The following is a 12,688-nucleotide window of genomic DNA, read 5'->3' on the forward strand; positions in this document are numbered from 1 at the left end:
GGCTCGGCGGGTCGGGCGGGGAGGCTCAGGCGACGTCGGTCATGGCGGGCATCTCGCCCTCGGTCCGCTCCACGTCGATCAGCGAGAACGCCGCGCCCTGCGGGTCCATGAGCGCCGCGAACCGGCCGAAGGGGCTGTCGACCGGCCCGTAGAGCACCTTGGCGCCGCGCGCGGTGGCGCGGTCGACCGCCGCGTCGACGTCCTCGACGGTGAAGTACACGTTGATGTACGGGGGGATCTCCGGCGGGAAGTTGTCGTCCATCTTCATGCGGCCGAGGACGATGTCGTCGCCGCCCAGCGCGAAGGTCCGGAAGTCCATGTGGTCGTCGGCCATCTGCTTCACGGTGTACGGGAAGAGGGCCCGCAGGAAGCCGTCGGCGGCCTCCGCGTCGCGGGTGTACAGCTCGGCCCAGCAGTACGTGCCGGGCGCGGGCGGGGACGCCTCGAAGCCCTTGTGCTGCCCGGCCTGCCAGACGCCGAACATCGCCCCGCTGGGCTCCTTGACGAGGAGCATCGACCCGAAGTCGCCGACCTGCATGGGGCCCATCACGACCTCGCCGCCGTTGTCCCGCACGCGGCGGGCGGTGTCCTCGACGTCCGGGGACGCGAAGTACAGGCACCACGCGGACCGGGTCGCCTCGCCCTCCTGCCCCGGCATGGGCGGCACGACCGCGGCGACCGCCTTGCCGTCGGCGTAGGCCTGCGTGTAGTTGCCGTACTCGGAGGACGCCTCCCCGAAGGTCCAGCCGAGTACGTCTCCGTAGAAGCTCTTGGCCCCCTCCAGGTCGGTGAACATCGCGTCCACCCAGCAGGGCGTGCCCTCGGGCATTCCGGCCATGACGATCCCCTTCACACGTGCGTGGTTGGCGTCGCCCCGTCACGGGCTCGCTCGCCACGTTAGTCACGGCGGACCCGCGCCGCGCGCGGAACACGCAAAGAAACCGAACAAAAAATCGATTCCTTGGCGGCGTCCGCTCCGGGCGGCGGCGCGCGGTGCGGCCGCGCCGCCGCCCGGGGCGGCTCCCCGGCCGGCCGGGGACCCGGCTCAGCTGAGCTCGGCGAAGGACTCCACCGCGCGGGTCTTGCCGGTGACGACGATGACGTCGCCCTTCTCGATGACCGTCTCGGCGGTCGCGTACGTGAAGTCCTGCCCCGGCCGCTTGATGCCGACCACGGTCACCCCGTACGTGCTGCGCACCGCGCTCTGGCCGAGCGGGACACCGGTCGCGACCTGCGGGGCCACGGTCTTGACCAGCGCGTAGTCGTCGTCGAACTCGATGAAGTCCAGCATCCGCCCCGTCACCAGGTGGGCGACCCGCTCGCCCATCTCGTGCTCGGGCAGCACCACGTGGTGCACCCCGAGGCGCTCCAGGATCTGGCCGTGCTGGCGGCTGATGGCCTTCGCCCAGATGTTGGGCAGCCCGGCTTCCAGCAGGTTCGAGGCGATCAGGATGCTCGCCTCGATGTCCGAGCCGATGCCCACGACGGCGCTGGTGAACTCGTGCACGCCGAGCTGCCGGAGCACCTCGGGATCCGTGCAGTCCGCGACGGCCGTATGGGTGAGCACGTCGCTGTGCTTCTGGACGAGCGGGGCGCTCGTGTCGATGCCGAGGACGTCCCAGCCGCGCCGGGTCAGCTCATGGGCCAGCGAGCTGCCGAAGCGGCCCAGCCCTATGACGGCGACCCGCTGGTCGCCCAGCTCGACTTCCGCCAGCCGCTTGCGGCGGCGGCGGCGCAGGGAGTGCAGATAGTTACCCAATGACAGGTCGCTCCTCGGGAAGCTCGTACCGGCGGGTCCGCTCGCGCAGAGCCAGCGCCGACACCAGTGTGACCGGCCCGAGCCGGCCCACAAACATCAGCAGGATCACGATCAGCTCGCCGCTGACCGGCAGGTCGGCGGTGATGCCGGTGGAGAGGCCCACCGTGGCGAACGCGGACACCGCCTCGAACAGCACCGCTTCGAGCGGGGCGTCCACGACGGTCTCCAGCGCCAGGGTGGCGGCCACCACGAAGGCCACGCCCAGCAGGGCGACGGTCAGCGCCTGCCGCAGGGCGTGCGGGGCGATGCGGCGGCCCATCACCATCGAGTTGGGCTCGCCGCGCACCTCGGCGAGCATCGCGGCGGCCAGCACCGCGAAGGTGGTGACCTTGATGCCGCCGGCCGTGCCCGCGCTGCCGCCGCCGATGAACATGAGCGTGCAGGTCATCAGCAGCGTCGACGCCTCCATGGCGCCGATGTCGACGGCGTTGAACCCGGCGGTGCGGCTCATCGCGGAGTGGAAGAAGCCGTTCAGGAGCTTGCCGCTCCAGTGCATCGGCCCCAGCGTCCCCGGGTTGCCCCACTCCAGGAGGCAGGTCAGCACCGTGCCGGTCGCCAGCAGGACGGCCGTCGTCAGCACGGTCAGCTTGGTGTGCAGGGACCAGCCGCGCCGCCCGGTCGTCTGCCGCCTGCGGTGGTGGCGCAGCACCTCCAGCAGGACGGGGAAGCCGATACCGCCCAGGATGACCGCGGCGGCCACCGGCAGTGTCACCCACGGGTCGGTGGCGTAGGGGATGAGGTTGTCGGGGCGCAGCCCGAAGCCGGCGTTGTTGAACGCCGACACCGCGTGGAACAGCCCCGAGTAGGCGGCGTCCTGGAAGGGCTGCCCGTACCCGTACCGGAAGCGCAGCGCCAGCACCGCCGCCACGGCGAGCTCCACGGCGGCCGTCGTCCCGGCGACCCCGAGCAGCACCCGCCGCACGTCGCCGATGGCGAGGCTCTTGGTCTCCGCCGCCGCCGTCAGCTGCATGCGCAGCCGCAGCTTCCCGGACACCAGCAGCGCGAGCAGCGACGCCATGGTCATGATCCCGAAGCCGCCCACCTGGATCAGCGCCAGGATCACGCCCTGGCCGAAACCACTCCAGTGGGTGCCGGTGTCCACCACGGTGAGGCCGGTGACGCACACCGCGGAGGTGGCGGTGAACAGCGCGGTGACGAACCGGTTGTCCGCGCCGTCCTGGACGGCGAGCGGGAGGTTGAGCAGGGCGGCGCCGCCCAGCACGGCCAGCGCGAACCCCGTGACGACCGTACGGGCCGGGTGCCGGGTGAACAGGGCTTTCCCCACGACTGACACCTGTTGATCCCGGCCCTTTCCGCTTCTGCCGCGCTCCGCCCGTCCAGCGTCCTGCGCCGGGCGACGGTCGCCCACACGACGGAAGGAGCAGCATGTCAAGGCCAGGTCGGGTCGTCACCCTACCGGCCCTGCCTCATAACGCCTTCTTGACAGATCCCTGAGGCCATCCATACGGACCTGCCGCGTTACGGCTCCGGGGTGAGGCCCGGCGCACCCCACACCGGGAACCAGCGCGAGAGGTCGGGCTCGATGCGCAGGTCGTCCGCGAGCAGCGCCCGGACCTGGAGCTCCAGGGCGTTGTCGCGGCGCTCCGCGGGGCCGGGGACGGGCGCGAAGGGGTAGAACGTGCCCCGCTTGTAGAGGTAGACCAGCGCGAGGGGCCGCTCGTCGCCCGGGTGGCGGAAGCCGATCAGCGAGCAGAGCAGGTGCGGGCCGAAGCCGGCGTCCTGGAGCAGCGTGTTCACGGCGTGCAGGTCGTTGACCAGGGACACCACCGCGTCCGCCGGGTGGCGCGCCAGCAGCCAGGTGTAGCCGTAGGCGTCGCGGGAGTACGCGACGGGCTCGCCGCCGCCGGCGGGGTCCGCCGCCACGTCGGCGTCCAGGAGGTCCCGCACCTCCTGCCGCAGCCGCCCGAAGGCGCCTCCCTCGACGCCGGCGAAGCACACCGAGCCCGCACCGGTCGGCACGAAGCCGGCGCCCGCTTCCAGCGTGATCGCCGCGCCCGGCACGGCGAACAGCCGGTCCAGGTCGGGCCGCACCGGCTTGCTGCGGCCCAGCAGCACGTCGAGGAAGCCCATCGCCGCCCCCCGGCGCCTAGCGGCCCAGCCGGGCGGAGATGCGGGCCAGCTGCTCCAGGCGCTGCTCCAGCGTCGGGTGCGAGGAGAGCAGCCGCCCGAGGCTGTCCTTGGAGGAGAAGGCCGGCGCGAACCAGAAGGCGTTGTACGGCTCCGCCTTCCGCAGGTCCCGGGTCGGGATGGCGCCCATCTGCCCGGTCACCTTGGTCAGCGCCGACGCCAGGGCGGAGGGCCGGCCGGTGAGCAGGGCGGCGGCCCGGTCGGCGGACAGCTCGCGGTAGCGGGACAGCAGCCGGGTCAGCAGGAAGCTCACCGCGTACACGGCGGCGCTGATGAGCGGGATCAGCAGGACGGCGATGGCGGCGCCGCTGTCCCGGCCGCCGCCGCTGCGGCCGAGGCCGCCCCAGAGGCCGACCCGCGCCATGATCCCGGCGAGCACCCCGAGGAAGGCGGCGACGGTCATCACCATGACGTCGCGGTGTGCGACGTGCGACAGCTCGTGCGCCAGCACCCCTTCCAGTTCCTCCGGCTCCAGCCGGCGCAGCAGGCCCGTGGTGACGCACACCAGCGCGGTGTCCCGGCTGCGGCCGGTGGCGAACGCGTTCGGCAGGTCCATGTCGGAGATGGCGACGCGCGGCTTCGGCATGTCGGCGAGGGCGCACACCCGGTCCACGGCGCCGTGCAGTTCGGGCGCCTGCTCGCGGGTGACCTCGCGGGCGCCCATGCTGTGCGCCGCGATGCGGTCGCTGAACCAGAACTGGGCGACGAACAGGCCGCCCGCCACCAGCAGCACCACCGGCCAGGCACCGCGGACGAACGCCAGCAGCACCCCGACGAGGACCACGTACAGCAGGCCGATCAGGAACATCGTCGTGACCATGCGGGTGGTGAGCCCCCGGTCGGCCACGTACCGGGAGTGGGAGTGGGACCGCGAAGCTGACATGGCTCGCCTCTCGCCTGCCCCCCTGGGCTGCCCCCCGCCTCTGCTGTCGATTGTGCCCTTTCGCGGGACCCGTTTGCCTCCCCCGCTGCCCCATCGCACCGCCGAAGTGCCATACTGCGGGTGTAGCCCTTCGCGTATCCCCCGTCGCGAAGGGCTACACCTGTTCACGGCAGCCACGGACACACGGCAGCCACGGACAAGGGACTCCCCTCGTGGCCCCCTGTCCGTGTTTTTTCGAGTTAACAGTGCCGTAGATTGTTTGCGCAAGCCCGCTTACCGTGGGGAACGTGATGGACAACGGCGCAGAGCAGACGGCACCGGAGCTGCGCACCCTGCAGCAGAAGGTCGCGTACATGGTCGAGAAGACCTTCCCCGGCCAGAAGGTCTCGGGCCGGGCCTTCGCCGACCTCGTGAAGGAGCGCGGCGGCTCGCTGTCGCACAGCTACTTCTCGAACATCCTCGCCGGCAAGGTCACGCAGCCCTCCGAGGACATCCTCAAGGCCCTGGGCCTGGGCTTCGGCGTGGACTGGCGGTTCTTCAAGGAGGAGTCGGAGGTCGTCGACGACGTCGTGGCCGGGCTGCGGTTCCTCGCGCAGCGGCGCACGGGCGAGATCACCGGCGTCGCCGCCCGGGGCGCCGGGGACGAGGGCCTGCCCGCGGAACTCCTGGAGTTCGCCCTGTCGCTGCTCCAGCAGGACCAGCCCGGGGCCGCGCCGCCCGGGCCCTCCTGCGGAACCGCCCGGGACACCGGCCCCTCCTGACCGAGCGCGCGGGAGGAGCCGCTGACGCACCGCACCGGCGTGCGGCCCCCGCGCGGGGAGCGCACCGGCGTACCGCCCGCCCGAGCGGGAGCGCACCGGCGCGGCGGACCTCGCCCAGGCAGCGCACCGGCGCGCGGGCCGGCCGAGGAAGCCCACCCGCCCGCGGCATCGCCCGGAGGAGCCCGCCGCCCGCGGTCGGCCCGCGGGGAGCCGAGCAGCGCGCGGTCGGCCTGCGGGGAGCCGAGCAGCGTCCGGTCGGCCCAGGAGAGCCGAGCAGCGTCCGGTCGGCCGCGGAAGCGGACCGGAGAGCGGATGACGCACACGCGTACGGCCCCGGTTGGCTAGACTCGCCGGTCGCACGTCGCCGCCCGCGTGACTCCGATCAAGAGGTCTCCATGTCCAAGCCGTCCATGCGCGCGCTGCGGAGGGAGTGCGAGGCCGGGCTGGCCGACCTCCCCATCCCCGCGCCGTTCGCCGTCCCGGCGCTGGTGGCCAACATGGAGGCCGCCCGCGGCCGCAGGATCGTCCTCCAGGAGATGCCCGAGCGGCTGGCCAGGGCCGACGCGGCGTGCGGGCTGCGGCTGAAGGCCGGCAACACCAGCTTCGTCCTGTACCGGCGCCGCCCGACCTCGTACCAGACGCAGCACGTCATCCTGCACGAGCTGTGCCACGAGTGGTTCGACCACGGCACCAGCCTGGACGCGGAGCAGCTGCGCCGGCTGCTGCCCGTCTTCGACACCTCCCTCATCGAGCGGGTGCTCGCGTCGGGCACGACGGTGCAGGCCCGTGCCCAGTACGACACCCACGACGAGCGGGTCGCCGAGTTCGGCGCGTCCCTGATCCCCCGCATGGCCCGGGACGTGTCGGGCGACGACGTGGTGGGGCGGCTGGCCGACTCGCTGTCACGCCCGGTGGCGCACCGGGCGCAGAAGCGCAGATCCCTCTTCCGCCGCGGCTGACACCCGCCGCCCCGCGCCCCGCCACGCCCCCGCCCGTACGGCCCCGTACCGCCCCGACCGCCGCCCCACCCACCGAGAGGCCCTCTTCGCCGTGACCGCCCTGGACCTGGCCGGCTACCTCATCGCCGGCCTGATGACCGCCGTCGCCCTGTGGCGGATGCCCGCCGCCCTGTGGGGTGACGAGGAGGACAAGCGCCGCCGGGCCCTGTGGGGCTGCTACGCGGGGTTCGCCGCCGCGCTGTGGACGAAGACGCAGATCGTCCGCACGACCCTCAACAACAGCCCGATCGTCGACCTGGCCGTGCTGATCAAGCACTACACCGCCACCGTCGCGATCCTGGCCATCCTCAGCTACATCGTCGCGATCTACGGCGCCTACCCGGAGGAGGGGGCGGCCGTGCCCCGGCACGTGCGGTTCGCGCGCGTCATCCAGCGCGTCGCGGCGAAGGCGGCGGGCGCGACGGTGGTCCTGCTGACGGTGCTGTTCTTCACGGTCGTGGACCACACCGTGCCCTCCGACCGCTTCGTGTCGGACCACGCCGGCGAGTGGGGCGCGTCGCTGTACATGACGGTGTTCTACGTGTACTTGGGCGCCGCGTCCGCGGTGTGCGCCTACCAGTGGGCGCTGGCCACGGCGAACGCCTCGCTGCGCCATCTGCGGGTGGGGCTCGGCATGATGACGTTCGCCATGTTCATCGGCGTCGGCTACACCGTCAGCCGGACCCTGTTCCTGTGGATCAGCGTCGCCGAGCAGCCGACGACGGCGTTCGCGCAGACCTTCGACAAGGCGACGGAGGCCGCGCAGGTGGTGCTGTTCGCGTTCTTCGCGATCGGCGCGGCGATCCCCGCGTTCGCGAAGGGCTGGCGGCGGGCCCGGCTGTGGCGGGCGCAGGTGGCGCTGCACCCGCTGTGGCGGGATCTGATGGCGGCGTTCCCGGACCAGCCGTTCGCGCCGCCCGCACCGCTCGCCCGCGAGCTCACCCGCTTCGACACGCCCGCGGACCTGCGGGTGGACCGGTGGGCGGCGGACATCGCCGACGCGGTGGAGAAGCTGCGCCACTACGTGCCGGACGCGCTGGAGGCTGCGGCCCGGGACGCGGCGGGCTCCGCGGGGCCGCAGGCGGACGCGTACTGGATCCGCGCCGCCCTCGCGGCGAAGGCGGACGAGGGGCCCCCGGGACCGGCGGCCGCCTTCGCGACCCCGCACGCGACATCCGACCAGGACGGCGAGGTGGCCTGGCTGGTCCGCGTCGCGGCGGCGTACCGGGCGGTCCCGGAGGAGGCGGCGCGGAAGCTGCTGGCACAGGCACGGGCGGAGGCGGCGGCGTGACGGCGGGTCCGGGGACGGGCGGCACGCGGGCTCCCGGCGGAGGTGCGGGAGCCGCCGACCGAGGCGCGGAGGGGGCGGCCGAGGCGCAGGAGCCGCCGACCGAGGCGCGGGAGCCGCCGACCGAGGCGCGGGAGCCGCCGACCGAGGCGCGGAGGGGGCCGGCGTGAGCCGGGGAGCCGTCGGCGCAGGCGGGGACGGCGGCGGAGGCGGCGGCGTGACGGCGGTCGCCGACGACACGCCCGTCCGGGTGGCGGCCCGCCGGGTCACGGACGTGCTCCAGCCCCGGAACGTCCTGGTGGCCGGCATGTCCGGCATCGGCCTCGCCGCCGCGGGCGGCCACTGGTCCGGCCTGCTGTGGGGGCTGCTCGGCGCGCTGTGCGCGGGCCTGGTGCCGGCCGGCTACATCGAGTGGGAGCGGGGCCGCGGCACCTGGGGCGACCGGCACGTCGTGGACCGCACCAAGCGGGCGCCGATCTTCTTCGTGATCCTCGGCTCGATCGGCACGGGCTCGGCCGTGATGCTCCTCGGCGGGGCGCCGCGCGGCATTCTCGTGGCGATGCTGGCCCTGTGGGTGATGACGGTGGGCCTGCTGGCCGTCAACACGGTGTGGAAGATCTCCGTGGACTCGGCGGTGGCGTCGTCGGTGGTGACCCTGCTGGCGTGCGTCCACAGCCCGTGGTGGCTCGGCGCGTACGCCGTGACGGCCGCGGTGTGCTGGTCGCGGGTGGCTCTGACCTACCACACCCCCGCCCAAACCCTGGCAGGCGCGAGCCTCGGCGCGGCGACAGCCCTGGCCTACGCGGTGGGGTGACCCGGCGGCCCCGCCCGGCCTGCCGGGGTCACGTCCCGGTACGCCGGGGAAGGCCCGGGGTGCGGCGGCGCGGCCAGGAAGGGGCAGGGGCGGGGCCGAAGCGGGCGGGCACGGCACGGCGGAAGGCCCCCGTCCGCACGGCAAGGCCCGGCCGTACGGGGAACGCCCCGGCCGGTGAGCCCGGCCGGGGCGTTCAGGTGCGTACCGCCGCCCGCGGGGCGCCGGACGTCAGTGGGTTCAGGCGCCCGCGCCCGCCTTGCGGCGGCGGACGACGAACACGGCGCCGGCGCCGAGGGCCACCGCGGCACCGCCCGCGAGGGCGAGCTGCGGCACGGCGTCGTTCGAGCCGGTCCTCGCGAGCTCGCCCGTCACCGTGGCGGTGGAGGTCGTGGCGCTCACCGGCGTGGTGGACGTCCCGCCCAGCGGCAGCGGCATCGGCTTGCCCGTCTTCGCGGGCTCGTTGCCGACCTTGGTGCCGGCCGCGACGATCTCGAAGTCCTTCGTCACGCCCTGGGGCGTGACGCCGCAGGTGCCGTCCTCGTTGTAGTAGCCGCCCGCGGCGACGGCGACGCCCATGCCGGCCGGCGCCTTGGCGTCGACGGTGAGGCGCAGCTTGACGTCCTTGGAGACGCCGGCCTTCAGCCCGTTGATCGTCCCTGCCGTGAGCTCCGGGCCGACGTTCTTCCAGCTGGAGCCGTTCGACCACTGGAGCCTCAGCAGGTGGCTGATGTCCTTGGCGGACGCGGTCTTGTCCTGGGCGATGGCCGCGGCGAACGGGGCGACCTCGTCCAGCGTGCGCTTGCTGGCGTTCGTGACCTTCATCGAAAACTGCACGGTCGAGCCCGCGGCGATCTTCCCCGGCACGCCGTGCAGCGAGACCTTGACCTTCGACACGGTGTCGCACATGTCGTCGTCATCGTCGTCGCCCGGCTTGGGGTCGGGCTTCGGGTCCGGCTTGGGCTTGCCGGTGTCCTTCTTGGCGTCCTCCAGGGCCTTCTTGGCCGCGGCCAGGTCCTCCTTGGCCTTCTTGACGGCCTTCTGGGCCTGGTCGAGCTTCCGGACGGCGGCGACCCGGTCGTCGTCGAGCGCCTTCTGCGCGGCGGCCCGGGCGGTGTCCGCGGCGGTCTTCGCCTCGGCGGCGGTCTTCGCGGCGGCCTGGGCGTCGGCGAGGGCCCTGAGGGCGGCCACCCTGTCGTCGTCGGAGGCGTCCTCGGGCAGGGCGTCGACCGCGGCCTGGGCGCCGGCGACCGCCTTGTCGGCGGCGTCCTTCTGCGCGGCGGCCTTCTCCGCGGCGGCGGCCGCCTGGTTCAGGGCCAGCTTCAGCGGCGCGTCGTCGGCGACGGCGGCCTCGACCGCCTTCACGGCCTCGGCCTCGGCGGCCTCGGCGGCGGTCAGGGCGGCCTGCGCGGCGGCGACGGCCTTCTCCAGGTCCGCGAGGGACGGCTTGCCCGCCGTCTCGGACGCGGTGACGGCGGTGGTCTCGGCGGCCGCGCCGGTGGTGGCGAAGGCCGGGGAAGCGGCGAGTACGGTGACGGGCGCGGTGACGGCGAGCGCGACAGCCGTCGCCAGCGTGCGGCGAATCTTCACAAGGTCCCGTTTCTGGAGTGGACGAGAGAACGGTTGCGGACTGATCGCGGTTCGGCGTCGGCCGTCAGCGTCGGCATCGGTCGCAGCGGAACAGCGCCTGCTGTTCGCACGCCGGCGACCGGCGATGCGGGTCATCACCACCAGGACCAGTGATCCCAATCGTATTGAACGGGTTCAATCGAGGGAACCGGCTTTCGGCGGACGGGACCACGGCGGCCTGTCCAGCGAACCACTCGACCACCGGCAAAAGGGACATGGAGGGACAGTTGCCCTCGGTGCGGCGACTTTCTCTGTGACGGTTGTCATCAGGGCCCTGGACACGGCCGCCGGGGCGACCGCCCGCCTCCCGCCGATCCGGGCCGCCCGGTCGGCGGCGGCACCCGGGACGCACGCCAACCCCCGGACTGCACAACACACTTGGCGGTCCGTCCGAGCCCGCCTAGGCTGGCCGACGTGAACACCGGAACGGCGCAACACCACGCACGGATCGGCTGTCCGGTGGACGACTGACCGCAGGGCGGGGGCGGCACACCCACCCCCTCACACCGGCACGGGGACCTCCCGGCGCACGCGCACCGCGAGCCCTTCCCGTCTGCCGAAACCCAGCGAGGTCATCCCATGCCGGTCACCTTCGACCACACCATCATCGCCGCCCGGGACCGCGAAGTGTCCGCGCGCTTCTTCCGGGAGCTGCTGGAGCTCCCCGAGGCGCCGTCCTGGGGCTTCTTCACCAACGTCCAGCTCAGCGACGGCACCCTGCTGCAGTTCGCGGAGCCGCCGGTGGACATCCAGATGCAGCACTACGCGTTCCTCGTCGACGACGAGCTGTTCGACCGGGCGTACCAGCGGCTCCGCGACCGCGGCGTCGAGCACTGGGCCGATCCGCAGATGCGGCGCCCGGGCGAGATCAACCACGGGCACGGCGGCCGGGGCGTCTACTTCAAGGACCCCGCCGGCCACGCGATCGAACTGCTGACCCGCCCCTACCTGTAAGCGCGGCGGCCGGGGTGCCGGGCGGAGCGGTCGTCCCGCCCGGCACCCCGGCCGGCCCCCGGCACCCCTCTCGACGCCCGGCGTCCCACGCGTCCCGCCCGGCGCCCTCCCTGCGCCCGGGGTCGCTTGCGTCCGGCGCCCGGCACCCCGCCCGGCACCCGGCGTCCCGCCCGGCGCCCTCCCTGCGCCCGGCGTCCTGGGCCCTGCGTCATGCCCGCCGCCGCCGCATGCAGCGCGGGCGCCGCCGCGCACGGACGCCGGGGCGATGGCAGAAAAGGTGGGTCATTCGTCATTGCGGACATCCGACCGCGCTTGAAGGATGGACGCATGACTTCCCAACAGGTCAGGGACGTCCTGGTCGTGCTGTTCGACGGCGTGCAGAGCCTCGACGTGACCGGGCCGGTCGAGGTGTTCGCCGGGGCGGCGCACTGCGCGGAAGGCGGGGTCTCCCCGTACCGGCTGCGCACGGCGTCCGTCGGCGGGCAGCCGGTGCGGACGAGCAGCGGGCTCACCCTCGTCCCGGACGCGGCGCTGGACGCGGACACCCCGGCCCCGCACACCCTGCTGGTGCCCGGCGGGTTCGGCACGCGGCGCCCGCAACCGGGGCTCCTGCCGTGGCTGCGGGAGCACGCGCCGCGCGCCGAGCGGCTGGTGTCGGTGTGCACGGGCGCCCTGCTGCTCGCCGACGCGGGACTGCTCAGCGGGCGGCGGGCCACGACCCACTGGGCGTACTGCGACCGGCTCGCGCGGACCCACCCGGACATCGACGTGGACCCGGACCCCATCTACGTGCGGGACGGCCGCATCGCCACCTCGGCCGGGGTGACGGCGGGCATCGACCTCGCCCTGGCGCTGGTCGAGGAGGACCTCGGCCGGGAGATCGCGCTCACGGTGGCCCGCCATCTGGTGGTGTTCCTGCGGCGGCCCGGCAACCAGGCGCAGTTCAGCGTCCAGTTGGCGGCGCAGACCGCGCGGCGGGAGCCGCTGCGGGAGGTGCAGCAGTGGATCAGCGAGCACCCCGCGGAGGACCTGTCCGTGCCGGCGCTCGCCGAACGTGCCCGCCTCTCGCCCCGCCACTTCGCCCGTGCCTTCCACGCGGAGACCGGTCTGCCGCCGGGGCGCTACGTGGACCGGGTGCGCCTGGAGCACGCGCGGCGGCTGCTGGGCGACACCTCCGACAGCGTGGAGGCCGTCGCCCGCGCCTGCGGCTACGGCACGCCCGAGGCGATGCGCCGCGCCTTCCTCAAGGCCCTCGGCGCGACACCTGCGGAGTACCGGCGCCGCTTCCCCACCCGGGCGGGCGCGGGCTCCGCCGCGGCGCCGTGACCTGACGACCGGACCGGAGCCCCCGGGCCACGCCGCCGCCCACTCCGGCCCGTCCGGTACGGGGCTCCGGC

The 12,688-nt window shown here is 73.9% G+C and carries 12 protein-coding genes; 6 read left to right on the plus strand and 6 right to left on the minus strand.

Annotated features, from left to right (window positions below):
* Positions 1-25: 25 nt before the first annotated feature.
* The 5 genes from L6E17_RS18750 to htpX all read right to left on the minus strand — a co-directional run bounded on the left by L6E17_RS18750 (position 26) and on the right by htpX (position 4,850).
* Positions 26-838 (minus strand): VOC family protein, encoded by an 813-nt coding sequence (locus L6E17_RS18750; protein ID WP_236241905.1) that lies wholly within the window; start codon positions 836-838, stop codon positions 26-28.
* Between the two features lie 207 nt (positions 839-1,045).
* Positions 1,046-1,759 (minus strand): TrkA family potassium uptake protein, encoded by a 714-nt coding sequence (locus L6E17_RS18755; protein ID WP_236241906.1) that lies wholly within the window; start codon positions 1,757-1,759, stop codon positions 1,046-1,048.
* Positions 1,752-3,104: a TrkH family potassium uptake protein gene (locus L6E17_RS18760; RefSeq protein ID WP_236241907.1), complete on the minus strand. Its 1,353-nt coding sequence runs from the start codon at positions 3,102-3,104 to the stop codon at positions 1,752-1,754. The genes L6E17_RS18755 and L6E17_RS18760 overlap by 8 nt, the downstream gene beginning before the upstream one ends.
* 194 nt (positions 3,105-3,298) lie before the next feature.
* Positions 3,299-3,910 carry a hypothetical protein gene (locus tag L6E17_RS18765; protein ID WP_236241908.1) on the minus strand — a complete coding sequence of 204 codons (612 nt, stop codon included), beginning with the start codon at positions 3,908-3,910 and terminating at the stop codon, positions 3,299-3,301.
* A gap of 16 nt (positions 3,911-3,926) precedes the next feature.
* The gene (htpX, locus tag L6E17_RS18770) at positions 3,927-4,850 is read right to left on the minus strand and encodes a zinc metalloprotease HtpX (protein ID WP_236241909.1); all 924 of its coding nucleotides are present in this window, start codon (positions 4,848-4,850) and stop codon (positions 3,927-3,929) included.
* Between the two features lie 290 nt (positions 4,851-5,140).
* Between htpX and L6E17_RS18775 the strand changes: the two genes are divergently transcribed.
* The 4 genes from L6E17_RS18775 to L6E17_RS18790 all read left to right on the plus strand — a co-directional run bounded on the left by L6E17_RS18775 (position 5,141) and on the right by L6E17_RS18790 (position 8,711).
* Complete coding sequence (locus L6E17_RS18775) at positions 5,141-5,611, plus strand: hypothetical protein (protein WP_236242124.1); 471 nt, start codon at positions 5,141-5,143, stop codon at positions 5,609-5,611.
* A 395-nt stretch (positions 5,612-6,006) separates the two neighbouring features.
* Complete coding sequence (locus tag L6E17_RS18780; protein WP_236241910.1) at positions 6,007-6,570, plus strand: toxin; 564 nt, start codon at positions 6,007-6,009, stop codon at positions 6,568-6,570.
* A gap of 91 nt (positions 6,571-6,661) precedes the next feature.
* Positions 6,662-7,900 (plus strand): MAB_1171c family putative transporter, encoded by a 1,239-nt coding sequence (locus L6E17_RS18785; RefSeq protein ID WP_236241911.1) that lies wholly within the window; start codon positions 6,662-6,664, stop codon positions 7,898-7,900.
* A gap of 304 nt (positions 7,901-8,204) precedes the next feature.
* Positions 8,205-8,711: a hypothetical protein gene (locus tag L6E17_RS18790; RefSeq protein ID WP_236242125.1), complete on the plus strand. Its 507-nt coding sequence runs from the start codon at positions 8,205-8,207 to the stop codon at positions 8,709-8,711.
* A 237-nt stretch (positions 8,712-8,948) separates the two neighbouring features.
* Here L6E17_RS18790 and L6E17_RS18795 read toward each other — a convergent pair whose 3' ends face one another.
* A complete protein-coding gene (locus L6E17_RS18795) occupies positions 8,949-10,298 on the minus strand; it encodes a peptidase (protein WP_236241912.1) in 1,350 nt (449 codons plus the stop codon).
* Between the two features lie 618 nt (positions 10,299-10,916).
* On the opposite strand from L6E17_RS18795, the gene L6E17_RS18800 reads away from it, so the two are divergent.
* Positions 10,917-11,291, plus strand: a complete 375-nt coding sequence (locus L6E17_RS18800) for a VOC family protein (protein ID WP_236241913.1) — start codon at positions 10,917-10,919, stop codon at positions 11,289-11,291.
* A gap of 327 nt (positions 11,292-11,618) precedes the next feature.
* A complete protein-coding gene (locus tag L6E17_RS18805; RefSeq protein WP_236241914.1) occupies positions 11,619-12,617 on the plus strand; it encodes a GlxA family transcriptional regulator in 999 nt (332 codons plus the stop codon).
* The last annotated feature ends 71 nt before the right edge of the window (positions 12,618-12,688 follow it).

Origin of the sequence: Streptomyces sp. CC228A (assembly GCF_021390935.1) — a bacterium.
Classification (GTDB): Bacteria; Actinomycetota; Actinomycetes; order Streptomycetales; family Streptomycetaceae; genus Streptomyces.

Bases quoted from the DNA above. Each gene is read 5' to 3' on its own strand.
- L6E17_RS18750 (WP_236241905.1), bottom strand. From the start codon at position 838: ATGGCCGGAATGCCCGAGGGCACGCCCTGCTGGGTGGACGCGATGTTC.
- L6E17_RS18765 (WP_236241908.1), bottom strand. From the start codon at position 3,910: ATGGGCTTCCTCGACGTGCTGCTGGGCCGCAGCAAGCCGGTGCGGCCC.
- htpX (WP_236241909.1), bottom strand. From the start codon at position 4,850: ATGTCAGCTTCGCGGTCCCACTCCCACTCCCGGTACGTGGCCGACCGG.
- L6E17_RS18775 (WP_236242124.1), top strand. From the start codon at position 5,141: ATGGACAACGGCGCAGAGCAGACGGCACCGGAGCTGCGCACCCTGCAG.
- L6E17_RS18780 (WP_236241910.1), top strand. From the start codon at position 6,007: ATGTCCAAGCCGTCCATGCGCGCGCTGCGGAGGGAGTGCGAGGCCGGG.
- L6E17_RS18790 (WP_236242125.1), top strand. From the start codon at position 8,205: ATGTCCGGCATCGGCCTCGCCGCCGCGGGCGGCCACTGGTCCGGCCTG.
- L6E17_RS18800 (WP_236241913.1), top strand. From the start codon at position 10,917: ATGCCGGTCACCTTCGACCACACCATCATCGCCGCCCGGGACCGCGAA.
- L6E17_RS18805 (WP_236241914.1), top strand. From the start codon at position 11,619: ATGACTTCCCAACAGGTCAGGGACGTCCTGGTCGTGCTGTTCGACGGC.